29 protein-coding genes and 1 other RNA gene are annotated in these 23,642 nt (G+C 45.7%); 24 read left to right on the top strand and 6 right to left on the bottom strand.

What is annotated here, in order from left to right; translation table 11 throughout:
• Positions 1-74: 74 nt before the first annotated feature.
• Positions 75-377 carry an ArsR/SmtB family transcription factor gene (locus HPY28_RS26045; RefSeq protein WP_026042918.1) on the bottom strand — a complete coding sequence of 101 codons (303 nt, stop codon included), beginning with the start codon at positions 375-377 and terminating at the stop codon, positions 75-77.
• Positions 378-1,097: 720 nt separating this feature from the next.
• Here HPY28_RS26045 and HPY28_RS26040 point away from each other — a divergent pair.
• Positions 1,098-1,451: a hypothetical protein gene (locus HPY28_RS26040; protein ID WP_017246897.1), complete on the top strand. Its 354-nt coding sequence runs from the start codon at positions 1,098-1,100 to the stop codon at positions 1,449-1,451.
• A 434-nt stretch (positions 1,452-1,885) separates the two neighbouring features.
• Here the strand turns inward: HPY28_RS26040 and HPY28_RS26035 are convergent, their stop codons facing one another.
• Entirely contained in the window at positions 1,886-2,344 is a 459-nt protein-coding gene (locus HPY28_RS26035) for a hypothetical protein (protein WP_217368928.1), read from the bottom strand.
• Between the two features lie 436 nt (positions 2,345-2,780).
• On the opposite strand from HPY28_RS26035, the gene HPY28_RS26030 reads away from it, so the two are divergent.
• Positions 2,781-3,362, top strand: coding sequence for a DUF3238 domain-containing protein (locus tag HPY28_RS26030; protein WP_174231698.1), 582 nt, complete (start codon positions 2,781-2,783; stop codon positions 3,360-3,362).
• A gap of 389 nt (positions 3,363-3,751) precedes the next feature.
• Here the strand turns inward: HPY28_RS26030 and HPY28_RS26025 are convergent, their stop codons facing one another.
• Positions 3,752-4,180: a DUF4275 family protein gene (locus tag HPY28_RS26025; protein WP_173624242.1), complete on the bottom strand. Its 429-nt coding sequence runs from the start codon at positions 4,178-4,180 to the stop codon at positions 3,752-3,754.
• A 175-nt stretch (positions 4,181-4,355) separates the two neighbouring features.
• On the opposite strand from HPY28_RS26025, the gene HPY28_RS26020 reads away from it, so the two are divergent.
• The 8 genes from HPY28_RS26020 (at position 4,356) to HPY28_RS25985 (ending at position 9,845) form a co-directional block, all read left to right on the top strand.
• Positions 4,356-4,937 carry a sulfurtransferase TusA family protein gene (locus HPY28_RS26020; RefSeq protein WP_017246901.1) on the top strand — a complete coding sequence of 194 codons (582 nt, stop codon included), beginning with the start codon at positions 4,356-4,358 and terminating at the stop codon, positions 4,935-4,937.
• Positions 4,938-4,950: 13 nt separating this feature from the next.
• A complete protein-coding gene (locus tag HPY28_RS26015; protein ID WP_017246902.1) occupies positions 4,951-6,102 on the top strand; it encodes an MBL fold metallo-hydrolase in 1,152 nt (383 codons plus the stop codon).
• A gap of 216 nt (positions 6,103-6,318) precedes the next feature.
• The gene (locus tag HPY28_RS26010) at positions 6,319-6,543 is read left to right on the top strand and encodes a sulfurtransferase TusA family protein (protein ID WP_173624239.1); all 225 of its coding nucleotides are present in this window, start codon (positions 6,319-6,321) and stop codon (positions 6,541-6,543) included.
• A 327-nt stretch (positions 6,544-6,870) separates the two neighbouring features.
• Positions 6,871-7,659 carry a sulfite exporter TauE/SafE family protein gene (locus HPY28_RS26005; protein WP_174231697.1) on the top strand — a complete coding sequence of 263 codons (789 nt, stop codon included), beginning with the start codon at positions 6,871-6,873 and terminating at the stop codon, positions 7,657-7,659.
• Between the two features lie 84 nt (positions 7,660-7,743).
• Positions 7,744-8,229, top strand: coding sequence for a DsrE/DsrF/DrsH-like family protein (locus HPY28_RS26000; protein WP_174231696.1), 486 nt, complete (start codon positions 7,744-7,746; stop codon positions 8,227-8,229).
• A 114-nt stretch (positions 8,230-8,343) separates the two neighbouring features.
• Positions 8,344-8,610, top strand: a complete 267-nt coding sequence (locus HPY28_RS25995; RefSeq protein ID WP_012683835.1) for a metal-sensitive transcriptional regulator — start codon at positions 8,344-8,346, stop codon at positions 8,608-8,610.
• Between the two features lie 24 nt (positions 8,611-8,634).
• Positions 8,635-9,024, top strand: coding sequence for a rhodanese-like domain-containing protein (locus HPY28_RS25990; RefSeq protein WP_017246906.1), 390 nt, complete (start codon positions 8,635-8,637; stop codon positions 9,022-9,024).
• Between the two features lie 188 nt (positions 9,025-9,212).
• Complete coding sequence (locus HPY28_RS25985; protein WP_017246907.1) at positions 9,213-9,845, top strand: NAD(P)-dependent oxidoreductase; 633 nt, start codon at positions 9,213-9,215, stop codon at positions 9,843-9,845.
• Between the two features lie 78 nt (positions 9,846-9,923).
• Here HPY28_RS25985 and HPY28_RS25980 read toward each other — a convergent pair whose 3' ends face one another.
• The gene (locus HPY28_RS25980; protein ID WP_017246908.1) at positions 9,924-10,232 is read right to left on the bottom strand and encodes a DUF4870 domain-containing protein; all 309 of its coding nucleotides are present in this window, start codon (positions 10,230-10,232) and stop codon (positions 9,924-9,926) included.
• A gap of 238 nt (positions 10,233-10,470) precedes the next feature.
• On the opposite strand from HPY28_RS25980, the gene HPY28_RS25975 reads away from it, so the two are divergent.
• Together HPY28_RS25975 and HPY28_RS25970 are read left to right on the top strand one after the other, a co-directional pair.
• Positions 10,471-11,070 carry a class I SAM-dependent methyltransferase gene (locus HPY28_RS25975; RefSeq protein ID WP_017246909.1) on the top strand — a complete coding sequence of 200 codons (600 nt, stop codon included), beginning with the start codon at positions 10,471-10,473 and terminating at the stop codon, positions 11,068-11,070.
• Positions 11,071-11,082: 12 nt separating this feature from the next.
• Complete coding sequence (locus tag HPY28_RS25970) at positions 11,083-11,742, top strand: DedA family protein (protein WP_173624236.1); 660 nt, start codon at positions 11,083-11,085, stop codon at positions 11,740-11,742.
• Between the two features lie 117 nt (positions 11,743-11,859).
• Here the strand turns inward: HPY28_RS25970 and HPY28_RS25965 are convergent, their stop codons facing one another.
• Positions 11,860-12,750: an EamA family transporter gene (locus tag HPY28_RS25965; RefSeq protein WP_173624235.1), complete on the bottom strand. Its 891-nt coding sequence runs from the start codon at positions 12,748-12,750 to the stop codon at positions 11,860-11,862.
• 214 nt (positions 12,751-12,964) lie between these two features.
• Between HPY28_RS25965 and HPY28_RS25960 the strand changes: the two genes are divergently transcribed.
• The 10 genes from HPY28_RS25960 (at position 12,965) to HPY28_RS25915 (ending at position 21,647) form a co-directional block, all read left to right on the top strand.
• Positions 12,965-14,725 (top strand): HD domain-containing phosphohydrolase, encoded by a 1,761-nt coding sequence (locus HPY28_RS25960; RefSeq protein ID WP_174231695.1) that lies wholly within the window; start codon positions 12,965-12,967, stop codon positions 14,723-14,725.
• A gap of 55 nt (positions 14,726-14,780) precedes the next feature.
• Positions 14,781-15,045, top strand: an RNA gene (ffs, locus tag HPY28_RS25955) — signal recognition particle sRNA large type.
• A 231-nt stretch (positions 15,046-15,276) separates the two neighbouring features.
• A complete protein-coding gene (locus HPY28_RS25950) occupies positions 15,277-16,710 on the top strand; it encodes a PAS domain-containing sensor histidine kinase (protein WP_174231694.1) in 1,434 nt (477 codons plus the stop codon).
• Between the two features lie 140 nt (positions 16,711-16,850).
• Positions 16,851-18,554: a DNA polymerase III subunit gamma/tau gene (gene dnaX, locus HPY28_RS25945; RefSeq protein ID WP_017246914.1), complete on the top strand. Its 1,704-nt coding sequence runs from the start codon at positions 16,851-16,853 to the stop codon at positions 18,552-18,554.
• A 45-nt stretch (positions 18,555-18,599) separates the two neighbouring features.
• On the top strand, positions 18,600-18,911 hold the full coding sequence (locus tag HPY28_RS25940) for a YbaB/EbfC family nucleoid-associated protein (protein WP_026042919.1): 312 nt from the start codon (positions 18,600-18,602) through the stop codon (positions 18,909-18,911).
• A 28-nt stretch (positions 18,912-18,939) separates the two neighbouring features.
• Entirely contained in the window at positions 18,940-19,536 is a 597-nt protein-coding gene (recR, locus tag HPY28_RS25935) for a recombination mediator RecR (RefSeq protein WP_017246916.1), read from the top strand.
• Between the two features lie 75 nt (positions 19,537-19,611).
• The gene (locus HPY28_RS25930) at positions 19,612-20,085 is read left to right on the top strand and encodes an SRPBCC family protein (RefSeq protein ID WP_106836613.1); all 474 of its coding nucleotides are present in this window, start codon (positions 19,612-19,614) and stop codon (positions 20,083-20,085) included.
• 59 nt (positions 20,086-20,144) lie between these two features.
• The gene (locus tag HPY28_RS25925; RefSeq protein WP_069852540.1) at positions 20,145-21,122 is read left to right on the top strand and encodes a CPBP family intramembrane glutamic endopeptidase; all 978 of its coding nucleotides are present in this window, start codon (positions 20,145-20,147) and stop codon (positions 21,120-21,122) included.
• Positions 21,123-21,137: 15 nt separating this feature from the next.
• Complete coding sequence (locus HPY28_RS25920) at positions 21,138-21,368, top strand: DUF2508 family protein (protein WP_012683849.1); 231 nt, start codon at positions 21,138-21,140, stop codon at positions 21,366-21,368.
• Between the two features lie 12 nt (positions 21,369-21,380).
• Positions 21,381-21,647, top strand: a complete 267-nt coding sequence (locus tag HPY28_RS25915) for a pro-sigmaK processing inhibitor BofA family protein (RefSeq protein WP_007719887.1) — start codon at positions 21,381-21,383, stop codon at positions 21,645-21,647.
• Positions 21,648-21,663: 16 nt separating this feature from the next.
• Here HPY28_RS25915 and HPY28_RS25910 read toward each other — a convergent pair whose 3' ends face one another.
• The gene (locus HPY28_RS25910) at positions 21,664-22,191 is read right to left on the bottom strand and encodes a hypothetical protein (protein WP_174226444.1); all 528 of its coding nucleotides are present in this window, start codon (positions 22,189-22,191) and stop codon (positions 21,664-21,666) included.
• A 209-nt stretch (positions 22,192-22,400) separates the two neighbouring features.
• Here HPY28_RS25910 and HPY28_RS25905 point away from each other — a divergent pair, with 209 nt between their 5' ends.
• Together HPY28_RS25905 and HPY28_RS25900 are read left to right on the top strand one after the other, a co-directional pair.
• Positions 22,401-23,390, top strand: a complete 990-nt coding sequence (locus HPY28_RS25905; protein ID WP_174226445.1) for a hypothetical protein — start codon at positions 22,401-22,403, stop codon at positions 23,388-23,390.
• Positions 23,391-23,450: 60 nt separating this feature from the next.
• Positions 23,451-23,633: a sigma factor G inhibitor Gin gene (locus HPY28_RS25900; RefSeq protein WP_007719893.1), complete on the top strand. Its 183-nt coding sequence runs from the start codon at positions 23,451-23,453 to the stop codon at positions 23,631-23,633.
• Positions 23,634-23,642 lie beyond the last annotated feature (9 nt).

Below are 23,642 nucleotides of genomic sequence, written 5' to 3'. Positions count from 1 at the left end.
CTACACATCTCAATATATCGATATGTAGGATTGAAACAAACCGAATCCTCAAGAGAGCATTCAGCTTGTTGTCATTAAATCTCGTTATTGAAAAATGAACCGATTTCGCGGATCGCTTCCTCGTTTCTTTTGAAGTACGTATACTTACCGATCCGTTCCGCTGTGACCAGACCTGCCCGTTGGAGTATCGATAAATACTGGGAAGTTGTAGACTGTGTCATCTTCAGCGTTTCCGTGACTTGACAAACACATACCCCGACTTTCCTCATATCAATCCCTTCGTGGGGCGTAAAATGTTTTTCAGGCTCTTTCAACCAATGCAAAATTTGCAATCGCGACTCGTTGGACAGTGCTTTAAAGATTTCAATCGGTTCCATACACATTATAATATCGCAAATTATCGATGTGTCAACATGAAAAAGCTGCGGCGGCTGTATGAATAACTTAGCGCGGGTTTTATGTCATTTCGTTGGCTGTACCCCTAACCTAACTCAATGTACTATGAATACTATAAAACCAAATATAGATATCAAGTATTTAAAGAAATAAAAAGAATGGGTAACTCTACATTGAATACTGTAAAGTCACCCATTCTGACTAGTTAAGTTAAACGCGGATTAACAACGTTAAGGGGATGCGGACAGCTAAAAACGCCGATTTTAACCAAAATAAGGCATGCAGCACAAGACCAATTATGTTGTATCCATGAGGGTGAATCTTACTCTTTTTAGAGCTTTACGCAACACAATTTAGCCTCAAGATTGTATTTCACAATGCAACACAATCGTTAACGTGGTTTTTTCGCGTTCTGCTGGTGCTACCCTTAAACGAGAAGATTTTTACGACCAGGTTCATGGAATGGTGCCATATAATATTAGCTCCGATATGTTTTTTAAAAGCAACTTCGAAATGGGTCACTTTGTCGCTTTCATACATATAGAAGAAAAATGAGGTTTTTTTACAACCAATGCCCCCAAAAAAAATCTTAATATGATACGAAAACGCAATGAAATTGCGTAAAAACGAATGGAATAATTTATGAAAAACGGTTGTTTTTTACCTTCTTTTTTTACCTATAAGGTAGGACGGTGAAAAGCATGAACGATGAGTTATTAATAGAGGAGTGTAGAAGAGTTTTAAGAAGGATCGCTTGGCGGTTGCAGTATCAAGCAAAGAAGATTTCCACCCGAGAGCTTCCGATCATAGAAAATATCTGTGGGCAGAATCAAATGTCTTCTGTAGATTCTAAGTTACACTTAGAAGAAATGTTGAATTCCCTTCCGGATAAAGCAAGATTTGTTATTGAGCAAGTAGTGATCAATGGAGTTCCAGAAGAAATAGTTGCACAGCATTTAGGCATATCTCAACAAGGCGTAAACAAATACAAACGGAAATATTTAGGGATACTTCGAAAAAAATTAGAGTCTAACCTGCAAGCAGTTAAGTCGTAGGCCCTCCCAAATGGAGGGTTTTTTTAAAATTTTTTATAACACGAATAGCCCGATCAACGTCTTGATTAGGCTAAATCCCTTTGCTACCGGTTATGTTTAAACACCTTACCAAACGAGCTACAAAGGCCCTTTTATGCGTTTTTATTCTAGGTGTAGGGTTGGCTAGTCATTAAAAAATCGAAATTTACCTCATTAGAGCCGTTCAGATGATTGGTCACTCCATCAAAAAAGAACCCGATCACGCTCTAATTTATAACAAGAGCCCCAACTAAAAAGTTGAGGCTCTTGTTTGGGCGACCGCCAACCAAATGACAAATAAGCCATTTTTTCCCTTAACGTGGGTTTCTGGGTACTTTGCTGGCGGTACCCCATTTACTAGCCTATTGACGCTCATAATGATCTGGTCGGTTCGAAGGAGATTCGATCCTTACAGATCACAAGGTCTCCTTTTTCCGCTTATTTTCAACATAGGTTAGAAAAGCTTGCATTCCTTTAAGCCAAAGAGCCAAAAAGGGTGTCGTAACTGGTAGTACTATCAGGGCATATAGGGGTGCTAATTTAAAATAGTCATGCATGATATCATTCGCTGTAATCTCTGTTGACGGGGTCATTACACGCTCAAAGCCATACTCTAAAATAAGCATCAGCGTAGCACCAACTGACCCCATGAAAAGGGGGATTATAAAACCTAGAAAAGCACATAAAACCCAATATACCCATAGGCGAATGTTCCTGAATGCCTGGAAGTAACCTGAAATACCAGAAATAACAGATACAGGAAATAGGGATGTCACAAAAAACCATAACCATCCCCCAAACGATGCTCCCCCAACCGACATGCCGCCAGCTGCGAAATCTCCGAGGAAAGAAATGATAAAACTCAAAAAAAACATAGTTACCAAACCGTAAATAAGACCTACTAACGTAGAGCGCACTTTAATACAAATGGTCGCTCCCTCCCCCAAGTGAATTAGTTTCAATATTATTATTATTTATCAATAAATTCCACATATTATCAAATACATTTCATCAGTGGGTCGCGATATCTTTGTTATTTAAGCGTCTTTCGCTACTTATGCTTGAATGCTAATTACTTGGCCTAGTAGATTTGACCTATTCTGAGATTTTCGATGTCGTGGCATAAATGACCGAAATTCCTTTAATTGAAGGACAATTTATCAAAAAGTTTAACGTTCGGTTGTAGAAAACCAATCCTGATTACCTATATGGGTGAAGGTGATTGATATCAACATAGCATGAAGGTTGGGCGACCTTTATGTTATGCGCCCTTATCATTCATCTTATAATTCCTATAGGAGATGGATATAAATGGCAAATATTGTAGAATTGCGTGTAGCAGCGTTTATCCCTGAAGAATGGTTATTAGTTACTTCTGATCCTTATAACAATTATTATGGTGAAGGAAACAACCGTGATTTTACCTACTGGACGGAAAATCAGAATAAGCTATTTAAAATGGCTCAACACATTGTGATTAATTGGAATACTTCCACAATTGATGTATACAAAGCGGTGGGACCAACTAGAACGAAAATTGAAAATAGGGCAACCGGAAAGGAATATATTAAAGAATATCCGTTGACAAGCGACAAGGATATCACATATAAGAATACAGTTTTAACCCCAACGACTGCGTCCCTATATATCAAAGGTTCGGCTGGAAATTCTGCTTTGCCGGAACTTTCTCCTGCGATTGACTGGGAGTACAACATTTCTGTTGATAGAAAAACTGGACGTGAAAGTTTTAATGGAAGACATGATGGTTTCCCTAATCATGAGATTTATAAACGAATTGATAAAGGGACTCCAGTAGAACTTTATAGATTCTATAAGAAGACACCTGGACATTTGGTTGATCCAATGGATGTTGAAGTGAATTTTTCAAAATAAAGTTCAGAGAATCGGAAAGTCGGCTATCCAACTAATGGATAGCCGACTTTCTACAACACCGTACGTACCTTTCGGTATACGGCGGTTATTCTCGAAGAAGATAGACGATTGTGAAGGCTAAACCCAACACGAATAGCCCGATCAACATCTTGATCAGGCCAAATTCCTTTGCTACCGGTTATGTTTAGACCCCTTACCAAACGAGCTACAAAGGCCCTTTTATGCGTTTTTATTCTAGGTGTAGGTGGAAGGGGATTGGATAGTCATTGAAAAATCGAAATTTACCCCATTAGAGCCGTTCAGAATGATTGGTCACTCCATCAAAAAAGGAAGCATAGCGGCATACCCCTAAAGGTATCCGGATGCTTCCTCTTTTTGTTTTCCCCATCCTACTTCCTACAAAAATAAGGCCCACACCATTGGGTTTCATGGGTCTTCACATACGTCCACGTAAAATCCTTATCCACGACATACACATCGTATTCCGTTTCCAAGTCCGCGACAGAAAACACCGCAGCATTTTCCAAGATCAACACTTCATTGGAAAGCTGGTAAAACACATAGTACGACTCATGGGCAACTTTCTGAAAGGCTTCATCCGCTTCCTCGCGTTCAAGACAATCCCTCAGCTTATTGCTGAATAAATGCCACAGATACCCCTGGTAGCCGTCTTTATTTTTGAGAAAAATCCTCTCTTTATCTTCTTCGGTCAGATGGCTCGCAAAATGCTTCTCCCACTCTTCCCGTAAGTACGGTCCCCAAATAGACAGCTCTGTTGTCTTCGTGTTCTTCTCCTTCATCCGATCAGCTAGTTTCATTGGGCGCCTCCATGTTGACACAAGATCATTTCTAAGAAAATACGTATGAATGAGTGAGTCGGTCACGTCTCACCTATTGACAAAGAAAAACGAGGCGCATATTATAATACCCATAGGGGTATACGTATAAAATTGATCAATCACATTTCCACTCAAAACATAGGAGGTAGACAAAATGTCTGCACAACCGAATTTTAACGCTGATAAAACGTTAGATTGCAAAGGCTTGGCATGTCCAATGCCTGTCGTACGCACAAAAAAAACGATGGAAGAGATGTTACCGGGTCAAGTGATGGAGGTACAAGCGACTGATAAAGGCTCAATGGCCGATTTGAAAAGCTGGGCAAACAATACCGGGCATGAATTTCTGGGCACGATTCAGGAGGGGGAAGTATTCAAGCATTTCCTGCGAAAAGCGAGTACCCATGAGGTGAAGGAGGAGACAAACTTCCTACGGACCATTTCCAATGAAGAATTGCAAAAAAGGCTGGAAGCCAACGAGAAGCTGACACTCATTGATGTGCGAGAGCCGGCAGAATACGCTTTTCACCGCATTCCTGTAGCCATTTCAATACCTCTGGGAGTATTAGAGCAGCGCTTGGATGAGCTACAGCTCGATGATGACATCTACATCATCTGCCGATCCGGTAAACGCAGCGACATGGCTTGTCAGTTGCTGGCCGAAAAAGGTTTTACCAAAATCACCAATGTAGTACCGGGTATGTCTGGCTGGAATGGCCCGGCAGAAAAACAATAAGGGGGAGAGAAAGATGATGGAACAACAAACAAGTGTGAAGGCGATGACAGCACACGAGCTAACGCAGCTTCTTTTTGCGCAGGAGGAATTGTTTATTCTCGACGTTCGCAATACGAGCGATTACGAGGCTTGGCAAATCGAAGGGCATCGAGTAGTGAGCATGAACATCCCTTACTTTGATTTGCTGGATGGGGTGGAGACTGTTCTTGAGAAAATCCCTGTGAAACAGAAGGTGTTGGTCGTCTGTGCAAAAGAGGGCTCTTCCATTTTTGTCGCAGAGATGCTAGCAGAAGCGGGCTTTACGGATGTTTCTTACCTGCAAGGAGGAATGAAGGCGTGGAGTGAGCATCTGGAGCCAGTGAAGGTGGGAGACCTCCGTGATGGCGGAGCGATTTATCAGTTTGTCCGCATTGGAAAAGGCTGCTTGTCTTACATGATCGTATCAGGAGGGGAGGCGGCTGTCGTCGATACGTTGCGGATGACGGATGTGTACGAAGCATTTGCAGCAAAGCATCAGTGGACGATCAAGCACACCATCGATACTCATCTGCATGCCGACCATATTTCCGGTGGAAAGAAGCTGGCAGATCGGCTCGATGCATCGTATTGGCTCCCAGAAAAAGATGCGGAAGAAGTTACGTATTCCTATCGTAAGCTAGAGGAAGGGCAAGAAATCCAAGTGGGTACCACCAAAATTGTGATCCTGCCGATCTATTCCCCCGGACATACCATCGGGAGTACATCACTGGTTGTTGATGATACGTATTTTCTCACGGGAGACAGTCTGTTCGTCGCTTCGATCGGACGCCCGGATTTGGCTGGGAAAGCAGAAGATTGGGTGGGAGACCTGCACAACACCCTGTATAATCGATATAAAGAGCTTCCCGAGCATTTAGTCGTGTTGCCTGCTCATTTTGGCAGCTACATGGAGATGGGTCCAATGGGTGCCGTATCTGCCCGTTTGGGTGACCTGTATCGCAACAATCCAGGACTAACGATTGCGGATGAAAGTGAATTCAGGCATATCGTTACGCATCATTTGCCGCCGCAGCCGAATGCGTATCAAGAGATTCGTCAAGTGAATATGGGGAAATTAAAGCCGAGCGAAGAGGAACAACAAGAGATGGAAGTAGGGCCAAATCGCTGCGCCATTCACGATAAATAACGAAAAGGTTGTTCAAAAAATCGTCTTTTGATCACGAAGTAGTCCTGAAAAGTTGAATCGGCATCGAAATTGGCGTTCACCTTCAAAGTCCGGTGCTCATGTAGGTCCCCTACACTCGGCTCCTTCTTTTTCAAGTTCTCGCCACTTTCTCGGTGCTGAAAAGCCGACTTTTTGAACACTCATTTATATTCATTTATATAACAGGAGGAATGAAAAATGGCGGATATTGTGGTAGATACAAAAGGTCTGGCTTGCCCGATGCCAATCGTCAAAGCAAAAAAAGCCATGGACGGAATGCAATCCGGTCAAATCATGGAAGTACTCTCGACGGACAAAGGCTCTCTGAACGACTTCACTGCTTGGGTCAAACAAACAGGGAATGAGCTGGTTTCCCATGAGGTTGAGAACGGTGTGTACAAATTTTTAGTGAAAAAGCTGTAAGGAGACAGAAGCGAGCACTTTTGACCGTTTTTGTAGTGCTCGCTTACTCCTGATTTTCATAAACGATACGTACGCCAAGGTGCGTATAGATTTCTTCTTTGTAGTGGCCATTGGGGCATTGCTTTTCACTGAACAAGGCATTTTTGTGTGAGCGCAAAGGTTCTTGGCAGGTGGGGCACCGATGCTGAAAAATGGATTTGAAAAAGCGGACCATTTAAATCACCTTATTCACAGTTATTTACTTGGAATTAATTTTACTTGAAGAAGGCTCATTTGAAAAGAGGGTTGAGCATTCCGATGTGTTAGGTAGGAATGCGAGGAGGATATATGGACGTTTTACTGCTTCTGCTCATGGTCTCTCTCGGTTTTGTCGGCTCCTTTTTTTCCGGATTGCTCGGGATCGGCGGAGCGATCATCAGCTACCCGATGCTCCTGTTTATACCACCGGCACTAGGTGTGGCGCAGTTTTCCGCCCAGGAAGTTTCGGTGATATCGATGTTTCAAGTATTTTTCGCGTCGCTGTCTGGCGTACTGGCTTTCCGCAAAAGAAACGGAAAAAACTCGCCCCTGATTCATAAAGAACTCGTCAGAGATATGGGGGGAAGCATCTTGGCGGGCAGCCTGATTGGTGCGGCTCTCTCCCGATACTTGTCGAATGAAAACATCAATGTGGTGTACGGGATACTGGCGATCATCGCCGTGATTTTGATGCTCGTGAAAAATAGGGGGACAGAAGCGGCAGCAGGGGAGGTCGCATATAACCGCTTCATTGCTGCTGGTGCTGCGTTTGCCGTAGGAATCGTATCCGGGATTGTCGGTGCAGGGGGAGCGTTCATCCTCATTCCGATTATGCTGACCGTGTTGAAAATACCCACGCGGGTGACGATTGCCTCATCTTTGGCTATTGTATTCATCTCCGCAATAGGTGGTGTGATCGGGAAGCTGTCGGGTGGGCAAATTCCGCTCTTGCCCGTTTTGTATACGGTCATCGGAAGTGTTTTGGGTGCACCGGTGGGCAGTATGATCAGCGCCAAGAGCGATGTGAAATATTTGCGCTATGGCCTAATTGTGCTGATTTGTGGAACGGCCATCAAGATTTGGAGTGACATTCTATAAGGAAAGATGCTTTTCGTTGCAAAAGCTTCTTTCGTTTATTTCTATACCCATACAAGTATAAGTATATAGGAGAGGTGTTCTTACATGGAAAAACAACAAAAAGAAAAAACGACGATTGTGTTGTTCAGCGGTGACTTGGATAAAGCGATTGCAGCCTTTATTATTGCGAACGGAGCTGCGGCCTATGATCATGATGTCACGATTTTCTTCACCTTCTGGGGACTGAATACCATGCGCAAGGACGAGATCGTGAAAGTAGAAAAGGGGTGGCTTGAAAAAGCGTTCGGTTGGATGATGCCAAGAGGCGCCAAGAAGCTAGGACTGTCTAAAATGAACATGATGGGCATGGGGCCAGAGATGATCAAGCATGTCATGAAAAAGCACAATGCCCTGACGCTTCCACAACTCATCGAGCTGGCTCAGGAGCAGGGAGTGAAGCTGGTCGCTTGTACGATGACGATGGACTTGCTCGGTCTCAAACAGGAGGAATTGCTCGAAGGAATGGAGTATGCAGGTGTGGCCGCTTATTTGGGGGATGCGACACAGGCAAAAGTAAACCTATTCATTTAAGCAGCACGCGTAGGCAGCTTGCTTGACATTACCTGGATTTCGCATAAGATACCTGTATGTAAGGTAGTTCCAAGATTGATACGTATGTCTTGTCGTGAAACAGGAGGAATTCATATGGATTACAACTACAGTGACGATATCAAAAGACGTTTAAAACGAATCGAAGGACAAGTCCGCGGTGTGCTGAAAATGATGGACGAGCAGAAAAACTGCAAAGACGTAGTAGCGCAGCTCTCCGCTGTTCGCAACGCTTCAGATAAGGCTATTGCCCAGATTGTAGCGGAAAACTTGCAACGCTGTTTGTTAGAAGAGCAGGCTGCTGGAGGAGACACGAGCAAGCTGGTGAAAGAAGCCGTAGAGCTTTTGGTCAAGAGCCGTTAAACCGATTTTGGAGAGGAGCTTCCTATGAGTTTCACTACGATTCTTTTGCTGTTAGCCTACGCGATCATCATTTGGTATTTGGTCTCTCGCTTCCTTCCTGTGAAAGGATTAGAAAATCTCAAGTCAGATCAGTTCAAGGAACGGGTCAACCAAAAAAGCAGGGTGCTGCTCATCGACGTACGCGAGCCGCACGAATATAAAGCGGGTCACATTCCATCAGCGGTGAACATCCCTTTGTCTCAGCTCGACCATCGTGCAAAGGAAATTTCCAGCAAAAACGATATATTGCTATACTGTCGGAGCGGGATGCGTAGTAAGCAGGCAGCAAAAATTTTAAAGAAACACGGCATTCCTCAGATGGCCCATCTACAAGGCGGGTTCATTACTTGGAGTGGTCCGACGAAAAAGAAATAACAGCTAGCACCTGGTGTATGTTTGAATACCCGGGTGCTTTTTTCATGCGATAAAAAACAGGGTTGACATTTCGTTTCGTTGTAACTACAATGATTACAACAAGGTGATGCGGTAAGCGCCTATTCTTTTTAAAAGAGTTGTAACTAATTCGGTTACATCTACAACATACAAAATGGAGGAATATCATCATGAAGATTGCAATTGTAGCAGCAAGCGGTAAAGCAGGTAAGGTAATTATGAAAGAAGCGCTGGATCGTGGCCATCAAGTGACAGCGATTGTGCGTGATGCATCGAAAATCGAGCAAGCCGACGTAGCTGTGATTCAGAAAGATGTGTTTGACCTGACAGCGGCAGATTTGAACGGCTTTGACGTAGTCGTGAATGCCTTTGGGGCACCAGCAGGTCAAGAACATCTGCACGTAGAATCAGGGAAGGCTTTGATTGAAGCCTTGAAGGGTGCTCCTTCTACACGTTTGCTCGTTGTAGGTGGTGCAGGTAGTCTGTTTGTAGACGAAGCAAAAACACTGCGTCTCGTAGAAACTCCTGATTTCCCTAAGGCTTACTTGGCAACTGCGCAAAAGCATGGAGAGTACTTGCATGTATTGGAAGAGTCAAACGGCATTCAATGGACGTATATCAGTCCATCTGCCTTTTTTGACCCAGCAGGGGAGAGAACAGGCGCGTACCAACTCGGAAAAGACCATCTGTTAGTGAACGCTAGCGGACAGAGCTATGTGAGCTATGCCGATTATGCTGTAGCCATGCTCGATGAAATCGAAAATCCGAAGCATCGCAATGAGCGCTTCACAGTAGGCTCCTAATCTCGATTGGAATTAGGCTCCTTAACAAAAAGACCAGCTTCCTACAAAAGGATAGCTGGTCTTTGTTGTGTATCGAGATTATCTGCCAATCCAACCGACGAATGGGTAGGAAAACGGGCGTCCATTTAAGGAATAAATGATACCTTTGATCGGGTAGTAGATCGCCATCAGTCCAAACACAATCAGGAACGGAATCCCAATCAACAAGAAGGTGAAGAACCAGGAAATAGCGATGAGCACCGTCATAATGATGTGGAAGAACAAAGCTTGCAGCGCCATATTTTTGGCGTCACGATTTTGTACGAGCAGCCAGACAAGAATGGGCACAAGGATCGGTGCAAAAAATGTGCTAGCGTGCGTTATGACTTTTACACCTTTATAATCCATAAATAAGTCCTCCTTGATTAGATGTAAAACTTGATCTACTGTCATTGTAACGTATGGATATCACTCAAAAAACCATCATAAGCGTGATTATTTGATCCGACTATAGACGGAGGAATTTTTATTTCCATTCGTTTACTGTTATAGTAGTAAGAAAATCTTTCGTTTTTGGTAGATAATTCGTAATGTTTTTTGGATATGATAAATGGATAAGCAAGAACTGAGAAGGGAGCATATAGACATGATGATCGATTGTCATCATCCGTCCAGCATGAAGGATCGGATGATGTTCTTCTATAATTTTTTGCGGTCACCTGGCCAGGTAGGCAGTATTACTCCTAGCTCCCGTGCGCTTTGTAAACAAATGGTTGCGCCCATCGACTGGGAGCACGCACATACAATTGTAGAATTAGGAGCAGGAACGGGGATTTTTACGAAGTGGATCGAGCAAAAGAAAAAACCGGAAGCCGTACTGGTATCTTTTGAAAAGGAGACCAAGATGCGCAAAAGGTTGGAACCACTATTTCCCGATGTACGATTCCACGAAGATGCGGTAGATTTGAATCGGGTTCTTTCGGACGCGGGATTGGGCAAAGCCGACTGTATTTTGTCAGGACTGCCATTTGCCAACTTTCCACAAGAGCTGCGTGATCAAATTATGGATCAGGTATATCATGCACTAAAACCAGGTGGAGTATTTGTCGCCTTTCAATATTCGCTGCAAATGAAAAAGCAGCTTTCCTCTGTATTTGAGCAAGTATCGGTGAAGATGGTTCCATTGAATCTGCCACCTGCCTTTGTCTACATTTGCCGGAAGGATGATAGCAAGGGTGTCGGCTAGGAGGATTTCTACATGATTGTCGATATGCTGTCCGAGTCTGTGGGTCAGTTTGGCTATTTTGCTCTTTTCTTTATGTTATGGCTAGGGATTGTTGGTATGCCGATTCCTGACGAGGTGATCGTGCTGTCTGCAGGAGTGCTGACCTCGATGGGAATTCTGCATGTTGTTCCTGCATTTATTGCGACCTATTTGGGTGTCGTGTCTGGGCTGTCATTGGGATATGTGCTCGGAAGATGGCTAGGTGCACCTGCACTGAACTGGATTAGTCGCAAAAAAGGAATGAACAAGTACGTAGATCAAGCACAGTCGCTGCTCGATCGTTACGGAAGCTACGCTCTATGTATCAGCTATTTCTTTCCTGTCGTCAGACATGTGGTTCCTTACTTAGTCGGGATCGGGAAAATGACGTTTCCACGGTACGCCCTGTTTTCGTATACCACCGGCTTTGTATGGACGTTGATCTTGTTTTTGCTTGGTCATTTCATGGGAAATAAGGTGGAGATGCTTACTTCTTATGTGGCCTTGTTGAATAATCGAACCGTGATTTTCTCTGTCTTAGGTGTACTGGTTCTCATTGCTGCTGCTTATTATGGGTTTACTGTTTGGAAAAAACAAAAAAGCATCGCAGCTGCACCACAGCCTCTGATGATCGATCGTGATCGGCAAGAGTAATCTGAATGTAATCATAACGAACCCTCTGCGCGGAGCAGAGGTTTTTTTGCTTTTTATCATAAAAAAACCCCGTCCGTATGTGCGGCAGTGGCACAATGGAGGGGCTTTGGACAACGATTAAGAGGTAGCCTTGTTTCTTCGAATGTTTCGCTGGCGCAGCCATTCCGGCAAGATGATTCCGAGTAAAATGATCACGACACCGCTCACTTGGAGTAGAGTGACAGATTCATTCAGAATGACATAGGAGGAGAGCACAGCCATAGGTAGCTCAGCTGCTCCTAGTATAGCTCCCATCCCCGGCCCTATATGGGGCATACCATAATTGAAAAAAACGGTCGGGATAAAAATACCGAAGAAGGCGAGCAAAAATACGTATGGAAACAACCCGTCCAACAATGCTCCGTTGAATAGAAAAGCGGGTGGGTAAATCAGGCTGGCCAACAGAAAAGAGCCAGTCGCCATGCTGGAACTACGAATCCACGGATTAATTGCAATGGCAATTTTCCCGCTGAACAAAATAAACAATGTAAAAGAAACGGCTGAGAGTAGACCGAAGACGACACCAAGGATATGAAATTGGGCCAAACCGCCGCTCTCAAAAATTCCTCCTGAAAGAAGGGTTCCTGTCAGCAGCAATAGGAGGGAAAAAATCGTCTCCTTCCCCGGCATTCGGCGAGTCATCACAGCTTCAACCAGTACGCCCATCCATGTGAACTGAAACAAAAGGACGATGGCGATCGAGGCAGGGATATATTGCAGGGCATTGTAGTACATAATTCCCGTGGAGCCGACAGACAGACCTACGGCGACCAATAAAAACAACTGGCGGAGGGGAGGCTTGGTCCGCAGGAAGAAAAGAGCGGGTATCCAAGTCAGCACAAAACCCAAAAACATTTGCCCACCAATTACTTCTGCGGGCGAATAGCCTTGCTTGTAGGCAAGCTTTACGATGGTTGATAGTATGCCGTAACTACATGCTCCGAGAAAAACCAGGAGGATGTATCTCATCTGATGCATCTCCTCACATACGATAATAATTCTTAGCTAGGATATTACGACAGCGTCCGTTTGTCTATGGATGAAGAAGATTCCATTTTTAGTTCGAACAAAGGTTTATGTTTGATCCCAGCGGGAAATAGTGAAATGACACTATATAATCGTACCCACTATAAATGGTGTAGCTATTGACTTGGTGAACAGCTTAGATAAAAGGGGGAGGCTTGTGTACCAGAAGTGGAGGGATCGATTATTTTCTACATTTTTATTGTTGATTCTAGGACCAACTATTCTTGTTTGCTTCCTTTTTTATGATCAGTCCACAGAGGCAGTGTTTGAACTATACAAGACGAACATGGATGCGAATATAGGGCTCGTCGATGAACGGCTTTTGTCCCTTTTTCAGTCTATCCAAAAGGATACCGATGAATTGGCGAATAGACTGGCCATGCGTATCACAGAGGAACCATCTTTTGACGAAGGAAAGAAGAATGGCTTTCGGCGTGAGTGGACATCGGAGGAACAAGTCCAAAATCTATTCGAGCGTTTCTCCCGCAACCAAAACGTGGTAGGAAATATTGTTTTTCTCGGTGAGGATGGAAGGGTTTTCTCATTACACGAAGATAAGAGCTGGAGTGCGGATAATCAATTTATGGAACGAGAGCAATGGGGAGCCGGAGAAAACAGGGTGGATTTTCTTACCAAAAGGGAGCAAGAGGAGCGCCCAAGATCATTTTTTCTCGATAAGCGCCTGGAGAGTTCGAATCCAAAAGCTACGGGACTTTTATTGGTGGAAATCAATCTGGATAAACTGACTGACTGGATCCGTACCTATGTGGTTCCAAAAGAGTATGGCATGATGGTCCTTTCCCCCTCCCGAACCATTATGATTCACACCGATAAAGCTATGATTGGAAATCATGTTTCGGCGCTTCCTCATTATGAAATGGCACGCAGTCAGTGGGAACAATCCAATGAAAATGGCCTCTTTTCGTTGCTCATCCAAGGCAAGGACATTTACGTATACCGTCAAGTATCAGAAAAAAGCGGTGGTGCTTATTTTGAATGGTTGCCGAGAGAGGGGATAAACGAACGATTACAACGATTGAACCTCATCTTTTGTTTCACCCTTTTTATTGTTGTTTTATTTGCCTGTTATGTGGCTCATCGTTTATCAAAATGGATTGGTGAGCCGATCTATAGCTTGGTATCCGCCACGGACTCGATGTTGAAAGGTGATTTTTCCATACGCGTCCCGATACAGGGGATGAAAGAAATAACGTTACTGGAGAATAAGTTCAACACGATGGCAGAACAGATGCATGCATTAATTACTCGAGAGCGGGAGTATTCCCAACAGAGCTTGGATCAAATCGTTCGCAGCTTTTATTTAGCCGTAGAGATGAAGGACCCTTATACAGCAGGACATACAGAACGAGTTACGCACTATGCCCTTATCATTTACGATTATTTACAGCAACAGGAGCAGCTTGCCTTTTCACGAGATGATTTACGTTATGCTGGCTTAATGCATGATATCGGAAAAGTAGCCATTCCTGATCACGTCCTTTTAAAAACAGGAAAGCTATCACCTGACGAGTATGAATGCATGAAAACTCATTCCATCATCAGTGGAGAAATTGTGGAGCAGATAGAAAATCTGTCACATATCAGTTCAGGGGTAAGGCATCATCATGAGCGCTGGGATGGAAAAGGTTACCCTGATCAGCTCAAAGGGGGAGAAATTCCACTGATTGGCCGTATTCTGGCTGTAGCAGATACATTTGATGCCATGACTTCTACGCGTTCCTATCGCAAAGCCACGTCAGCAGAAGAGGCATACGAAGAAATTCTGCGATGTGAAGGAACTCAGTTCGACCCCTCCATTGTTTCGATTTTTAAGAAGGCTTTTGAGGATGGAGCTATTCAGATTATACAATCGGCGGATTGTAAGGGAAGAGTTAGTAAGGATAGAGAGATTTCCTAGCACTGGATAGGTTTACTCCTTGCTATCGGTTACTAACTTTGGTATTCTAGTTCTACCGTGCTAGACGGGGAGGTTGCGGTGCCCTGTAACCTGCAATCCGCAATAGCAGGGTTGAATTCCTATCCTAGGTTTTCTTATGTGAGGCTGCCTTATGGCGGCGGTGTTGAGGAGCGGGTCCTGTGCAACGCGAACCCATGAACCTGGTCAGGTCCGGAAGGAAGCAGCCATAAGTGGATCATCGCGTGTGCCGCAGGGTAGCCTGCTCTGAGCTGCTACCATAAGTAACGCTCGGATAAGGATTATCGAAGATAGGTGCACGGTACTTATCACGCATGTACAGATAGCATGTTTCCGAAGGGAAGCATGCTATTTTTATTTTGCGATCCATTTATTTTTTGTTGGAAATTGACGATAACTAGCGAAACATTTCCGTGCTTTTCAAGTGGATAGAATGAAGGTTTTTATGAGTATTTTCACGAATTTTCATAATAGGCGGAAAGGATTTGGTTTCTTTCCTTTCAAAATACGTCATAGGCCAGGAGGGACAAGCTATGAGTGCTCTTTCTTCGTTACATCTCGTTGGCTCGTCCGGTCGATTGCAGCGGTTCATGCATCAACTGCCTACTGCCGTTTTATTGGTGAATCAAGCGGGTAGTATCGTGGAGGTCAACGAACAACTGCTTCGTGTAACCGGATATTCACGCGATCAACTTATCAATCAGCCTATCAGCTCTCTTCTTCCCCATCGAGGTTCCATGGAGCACCTGTATGAGGAATATTTGCGAAAGGAAGAAGAAGTGGGAACCAAAGGCGAGGTCGAACTGGAATGGTGTGATAAACAGGGGGGATGCAGGAGCACATCTGTCATGATCATGGCACAGCAAGCAGAAGAACTTCTGTACATGATCCATTTTCCCCAACTCGCAAAAGAAAGCGACCAGCTTTTGTCGCAACGATTGCTGACCAAACTGACCTATGATACAAGCATGGGCTTGTTTATCCTCGACGAGAAATCGATCATTATCGAAGCCAGTCAGACGGCGTGCAAGCTACTGGGTATGGAGAGACTGGACGTCATCAATAAACACGTTGATCAAGTATTTAGCGGCATCCCCGAACCGCATCGGTTCATTAAAAAAGAACTGTTGGAAGGCGTAAAGCTGCAAAATGTCGCGACTTCCTGGACCAATGACAACCAACGCTATGAGCTGATTGTCGACGCAAATACGCTCCAAGACGAGTCAGGGAAAACAGTAGGGGCGTTTATTCTTTTCAAAGACATAACAAACCTTCGATCCTTCGCTCAAAAGCTCGAGCGGAATGAACGCTTGGCGATGATCGGGCAAATTGCTGCTGGTACAGCACACGAGATTCGCAATCCGCTTACCTCAATCAAAGGATTTCTGCAAATGTTCCTCAGATTATTCGGTGACAGCGGCATGGACAGGGAGAAAACGTACACCGAAATCATGCTCACCGAAATCAATCGCATCAATTCTTTAGTCAGTGAATTCCTATTATTGAGCAAGCCGCGTAATATTCAATATTCTATGGTCGACTTAAATACTGTTTTTGAGGAAATTTTGCCGATCGTCGAGTCACAGGCGAATCTGTACGGAATTGATGTCCAGTTTGCCTCTCGGGGTAAGCTTCCGATGGTCGTCGGGGATACCGAGCTATTGAAGCAAGTGTTCATTAATATATGCAAAAACGGAATAGAAGCAATGGGAGAGCAAGGGTCGCTTCGGATTTCCCATCATTTCGATCAGAGTGGCGACAAAGTGAGTATCGATATTCACGATACAGGTCCGGGCATCCCGCTTTACATTATTGATAAGATTTTTGATCCGTTTTTTACGACAAAAGAGGAAGGGACAGGGCTCGGATTGTCTGTCTGCCAAAAAATCATTCACGATATTGGCGGTCAAATCCGTGTCTCCTCCAAAGGGTTTGGGACGACCTTCCATATCATGCTACCGTATTAGGAGCAGAATGCGTCCCGCACAATTGTGAACGGGGCGTTTTTCTGTGAGACATGTCCGTTCACTTTGTACGAACGGTGGCAATCGTGTATACTGAATAGGATATAGAAGAGGACTGTGCAGATGGGGAGTGTCACACGAACATGGCTTATACCGCGCTATACCGCGTATACCGACCGCAGACTTTTCAAGACGTAGTCGGACAAGAGCATGTTACGACAACCTTGCGTAATGCTTTACGCGAAAATAGGCTGTCCCATGCCTATTTATTCAACGGTCCCCGAGGTACGGGAAAAACAAGTGCAGCCAAAATTATGGCGAAAGCAGTGAACTGCGAGCAGCCCATAGATGGCGAACCATGCAATCAATGCGATACGTGTAGAGCCATCTCCAACGGTTCTGTAACGGATGTGCTGGAAATCGACGCGGCATCCAACCGTGGTGTTGAAGAGATCCGCGACATTCGCGACAAAGTGAAATTTGCCCCGAGCGACGTCAGGTATAAAGTGTACATCATCGATGAGGTGCATATGCTGACGACAGAGGCATTTAACGCTTTGTTAAAAACCCTCGAAGAGCCGCCGTCCCACGTCATTTTTATTTTGGCGACAACAGAGCCGCACAAGCTGCCAGCGACGATTATCTCTCGTTGCCAGCGCTTTGATTTTCACCGAATTCCACTGAGAGTGATGGTCGATCTCTTGCAAAAGATTTGCCAATCACAAGGGGTGCAGGTGGAGGAGCAGGCCCTGCAGCTCGTAGCGAAGATGGCTGAAGGTGGAGCCCGTGATGCTCTTAGCTTGTTGGACCAAGCGATTAGCTATAGCAAGGACGAGGTTCGTGCTAGTGATATTATGCAGATTACGGGCACAGTTGCCCAATCTTACTTTTCTGTGCTTGCGCGACATATTGCCGAAAACGATGTTGCACAGGTCATGGAGCAATTTGATAAAGTCATGGTGCAAGGGAAGGACCCGGAGCAGTTCCTGCACGATTTCCTCTACTATTACCGCGATATGCTGTTATTGAAGACAGCGCCGCAGTTGGAAGAGATTGTCGAGCGGACCATGATTGATGATCAGTTTGCAGAGGTTGCAAAGCTGTACTCGTTTCCGGTGCTTTACGCAGCGATTGAGACCTGCAATCAGGCTTTGTCGCAGTTAAAATGGTCGACCTATGCAAGGGTGTTAGTTGAACTGACCCTTGCCAAAATGTGCCAGCCTAATGCGAATGCGAATGCGACGGAATCTATGGGAGCCTCACCCGTTAATAGCGAGGAACTGACCGCGATGTCCAATCGCATCCGCGTTTTGGAAGAGCGTTTGGTTCAAGTGATGCAAGGTCAGGTGAGCATTCCCGGCCAACAAAAGGCCGAAGAAACGCGCAAGAACGAGCCAAGGCGCATAGCCGCGGCTTCTGGTGGTTCACGAACCCCGATGAATAGAGTCAGGGAAGTCGCGAAGGCCATGGATGAGAATTTGGCGAGACAGGTGCGCGGGCAGTGGAGTCAAATTTTGACTGAACTGAAAAAGATCAAGATCCAGTACCAGGCTTGGCTAGTCAATGGTCAACCGGTAGCTGCCGGCAATGATGCTGTTGTCGTAACCTTCAACAGTGCCATCCATTGCGATAAGACGATGGAGGCAGAGCTTCGGAGCGTGATCGAGCGCGTTATGTCTACGGTGCTGGGCAAGCCCCTGCAGCTCTTGTCTGTCATGGAGGAAGAGTGGCAAAGTGTAGACCAGCAGGTTGGTCAAAAAGACGCTTCTGATGAGCCAGAAGAGGACCCGTTTTTGGCGGAAGCCATCAAGCTCGTCGGAGAAGGTCTTGTTGAAGTCAAAGACTAAATCATACACTCATAACCATTTAGGGAGGATACCTCAATGAAAAACATGCAGCAAATGCAACAAATGATGAAGCAAGTGAAAAAAATGCAGGAAGATATGCAAAAAGCGCAAGAAGGCTTGAAAGAGAGAATCGTGGAAGGCTCTGCTGGTGGCGGTGCTATCACTGTGAAAATCGATGGACATAAGCAAATTAAAGACATCGTGATCAAGCCAGAAGTAGTAGACCCTGAAGATGTAGAAATGCTGCAAGACCTGGTGCTCACTGCTGTGAACGATGCACTGCGCAAAGCAGATGAAATGGTAGGTAAGGAAATGGGTAAATTTACCGGAGGCATGAACATCCCAGGCCTGTTCTAAAAATTGGGCAGGAAAAGAGGAGTAGGCGATGTTTTATCCAGAACCGGTCTCAAAGCTCATTGATGGTTTTATGAAATTGCCCGGCATTGGTCCAAAAACGGCTGGGCGGCTTGCCTTTTTTGTGCTCAATATGAAAGAGGACGACGTGCTTGATCTGGCAAAAGCATTGGTTAATGCCAAGCGTCAGCTTCATTACTGCTCGGTCTGCAACAATATTACCGATCTCGATCCATGCCATATTTGTCGGGACAAACGTCGTGACGGCTCAGTCATCTGTGTGGTGCAAGAGCCGCGAGACGTCGTAGCGATGGAGAAGACGAGAGAGTTTGAAGGGTATTATCACGTTTTGCACGGGGCGATTTCTCCTATGGATGGGATCGGTCCGGAGGATATTCGCATTCCCGACCTGTTGAAGCGCCTCGGTGACGAGCAGGTGAAGGAAGTCATTTTGGCGACCAATCCGAATATCGAAGGGGAAGCGACAGCGATGTACATTTCCCGGCTGATTAAACCTTTTGGCATTCGCGTGACGCGTATCGCGCACGGCTTGCCAGTCGGTGGAGATTTGGAGTACGCCGATGAAGTCACGCTGACCAAAGCATTGGAAGGCAGACGCGACCTGTAAGGAAATTGAAAAAGTCGAAACGAAAAGAAGACGGGGGCTGCCTGTCTTTTTTTCGTTTCGAGAGGAGGATGCAGTATGCCGGTTATTCGTATGGAGTTTTTGATAGATGCTCCGCGACAGGACTGCTTCGATGCTGCCAGAAGCATTGATTTGCATATGGAATCGACCGCCAGCACAAAGGAGAAAGCGATTGGGGGAGTAACGAGCGGACTGATAAACCTGGGGGAGACGGTTACCTGGGAAGCCATTCACTTCGGTATCAAGCAGAATTTGACGGTGAAAATCACAGAGATGGAGGAACCGCGCTATTTCGTGGATGAGATGGTTTCTGGCGCATTCAAACGGTTTCATCACACGCATGAGTTCATTCCGATAACGGAGAATCAGACGAGGATGATCGATATTTTTGACTACACATCTCCGCTGGGTATTTTGGGGAAGCTCGCGGATTGGTTGTTCTTGGAGGCGTATATGACGCGGTTTTTGCGGACGCGCAATGAATATCTCAAGCAAGTAGCAGAAGCACAGATAAAAGCTTTGCAATCCTGATAGAAATGCCGGACTTTTTTGAATGGACGAGACATACAGTGAAATAGGAGCGTGAGGAGATGCTGACAGGACCAGGACTGTCGCTTGCGAGTGGGATACGGCGACAAAAGTCCACTCCATGGGCGATCATGCTGTTTATTGGGTATTGGCTCATGTTTGCTGCGGAGCTATCCATGATACGTTTTCACAAGGGGGAAGACGGAAAGTGGGTCGCTACCACCATCGGGCAACCGGAGGTATGGCTAGGATTACTTGCATTTGCAGTGACGGTATTTAGCTTCATTGCGACCGTTGGTTTTATTGTGAGCTTGCTCCGAGAAAGACGGCAGAAGACGTCATGGCTATGGCAATATGACGAACTCACAGGGAATGATGTACTGCATATTGTTGCTTGGCTGCATGTGTTTCAAACAGGCGTACTACTGTTGTATGGGTTTTTACTGGAAGGTACCTTCTTTTCCACCGGTACGATCGGAGGGATATTGGAATCAGCTATTTTTCAACTGTTCCTGTTGATTTTGATTCCGCTGTGGTTTCGTGGAAGACTGGGGGAAATCGGCGTTCGCCGACCTGTACGACTAGGCCGGATGCTGTTGATGCTCGCTGCTCTGTTTCTTTTGATTGCACTGGTGCTGGATGCGGTGGTGACGAACCCAATTGCGGACTGGTTTGGACTGTCTCTGTCATCAGAGCGAGAGCAGCTGATCGAAAAAGAGATTGTGCAGGCGAAAGAAACGGATATTTTGGCGGCGCTCACCTCACTTCTGGTCATTGGCATATTGGTTCCGATTGCGGAAGAGATTTTGTTTCGCGGCGTGATTCAGACTTATCTGGTTCGGAGAATCGGGCCCATTATGGGTATCTTCCTGAGCAGTTTCTGGTTTGGGCTCCTTCATATGGATATCGCTCTGTTCGCTCCGCTTTTTGTCATTGGACTTCTACTCGGATTCGTTCGACATCGGTACCAATCAATTTGGGGAGCTGTTTTGTTGCATGCAGTGAACAATATGACAGGAGTACTTTACTACTTTCACTGAGGGGGAAGCTTGCAGGTGAGTAGGTGGAGAAAAAAAGCGCGGTTCGTGGTGGAATGGAATGAAGCGAGCTTGGATGTGGCAGTCAATCAGGCGCGAATGGACTGGCAGCATGCTCGCCATCTTGTGGAGATCAGTGAACCGGATGGCGGTTTGGATGATGTCATTTATTATTTGCATGTGACCGAAAAGCGGTATATGTATTTGCTCGCGCAAGCAAAGCGCGAGAGGAATCGCCAACAGGCATAGGAGGAAAAGCCGATGACTACAGGGTGGGTTATAGCACTGATTGTAGTTGGGATTTTGCTGGTGATTGCCGCCAGCAAATCTGTCACGGGCCCAATCAGGTGGATTGGATTTGGGATCATGCAAGTCGTAATTGGCGCACTATTGCTGTTTTTCACCAATCTGGTTGGAGAGTTGGCTAACTTCCACATCCCGATCAACCCGGTGACGGCTCTGCTCGTCGGACTTCTCCGCTTGCCTGGATTGGCGGCGTTGATTGTCATCAAGCTATGGGTTATGTAAAGGTGTATCGATTCGCTTATCCATCGGTAAGCAAAAAAGCAACGCCGCGATCCTCGTATTTCACCCGGCTACGACCTGGCTGACGAAAGGAAGCAAGGAGGGCGAGGAGGCGTGGCAGCGCAACGATCAACGTTCCGGTGATCAAGGTGAGCGCGTATCCTTTCGAAAGCCACACATAAGCCCCGGCTGCTATCGCCATACTTCCCACGATTACCGTGAGCTCACTGCCCCGATAGACAGATAGCGGGATGGGAAGTGGATAGCCTGCACCCCACCACGGAGAGACGAGCATATCGGCAGTTGTCTTTGGCTTATGGCCGCGTAGAAGGGCATACAGTCGAAATAAAACCAAATGACAGATCGGTATTACAGGTAGAATCGCTAACGTCACAATCAGCGTATAAGCGGGTACTTGTAGTATGAAAGAGTGCGAAATAAGGGACAAGCCTAGTAACAACAGTTGAAAAAGGTAGCCGACGAATCGCCAGCGAAAACGATGGAGTAGCTTGTAGCTATAGATCGTATGGGCGGCGGTTTCCTTCATGAGAAGTCACTTCCTTTTACAGCGGTCTGGATGAATGAAAGTCTGCGTTTCCATTATCGCACAGTCGCAAATCTTGAGAAAGCTCATACAAGGAATGAAACAAGCCGTTTGTCTAGCATGACTGGACTGACGGCTTGTTGTTATGGGTAGGATAAAAGGAACGATATGGAAGCTGATTCGGTAGGGCGTGATGAGGAGGGAAGGAAAGCGTGAGGCTATGGGTCATTTCAGAGGAGGTCGTAAACAGATTCGGCAATGAGTTCGGAGCGTGTGGGATTGAGCTGTCTGTTTACCAAACAGATTCCTCAGATGAAGTCGCTGATGGGTTTTTACTGACAAAAGAGACTGATGGCAAGCTTTTGCAGGAAAGGACGCAACAGCTGGGAACGGGGCCATGGCTCACACTTGTCTACGGAAGCGACGTGCCATACGACTGGGCGAATACTTTACATGCCCAATACGAGCACACCGGGGAGCATGAGGTCATTCGCATGGCGTTATTTACTCACGAGCGTGCTTTGCTTGGAGGGGAACCCAATGGGAGATGGATGCGGTTTCTCTGTAAACACCTCGCTCGCTACTCACTGGTATCGATGGTATGCGGGATGCGTGAGGTGGATGAAGTGCTTCGGCAATTACCGCGCTATTTGGCGTGGAAGGAGCAGTTCTACATCGAACTTGGTGCCAGTTGCGATGAGAAAGGAATTTCTCTGCTACAAGTTAGTCGCGCGCTCGGTATGGACAAACGAATCGGTCAGGGATGGCTCTATCCTTCCCGTCAAGACTCTTCCTTCATCGTTCGATGGCTTGAAAAAGAGTGCAGGCTCGTTCTACAAAAAGTGAATATACAGCGGATCGTACTTTGGGGAGAGGACTGGCTATGGGAGCATATGTCTTCTGACTGGTTGGCTGAAAAAGACGTTGCGGTGTACACCGGAGAGGACAAGCCAATTCCGAACAAAAGGATGATGGGTTGGACGCTATACGATTCGTGGCAGGATGCTGTAAAGGATGCGGATTTGCTCGTGATCGGAAATGCCGCGGGAACGACCATTGCAGAGCTGCCGTTACCCGAGCTGGTTGACGCGATGAGGCAGTCCTACGTCATTGATGCGGCAGCTTGCTTCCCTGTGCAGGAAGCCCAGTCCTACTTCCAAGCCTACCGAGCTATCGGCGAAAACACGAACGTTTGGGAATGATGCTGATTATAATAGGGTATAATGGTTGATATATTGAGGAAAAGGGCAGGCGTTTTCACTATGGAAAAAGTTGCTCAGCGATGTATCGTCTGTGAACAGGAGCAGAATGACGGAATCGCCATTTGTGAGCAGTTTATCTGTCAACGGTGCGAACAGGAAATGGTCAATACCGATGTACAGGATGAAAAGTATCCATTTTTTATTCATCAGATGAGACGCATTTGGTTGCGAAAAGATGCGTGAAGAAAGAAG

This window comes from Brevibacillus sp. HB1.2 (assembly GCF_013332495.1).
GTDB classification, from domain to species: domain Bacteria; phylum Bacillota; class Bacilli; order Brevibacillales; family Brevibacillaceae; genus Brevibacillus; species Brevibacillus porteri.
The sequence above is the reverse complement of the archived record's forward strand: the minus strand, read 5'-3'. Positions and strand labels throughout refer to the sequence as shown.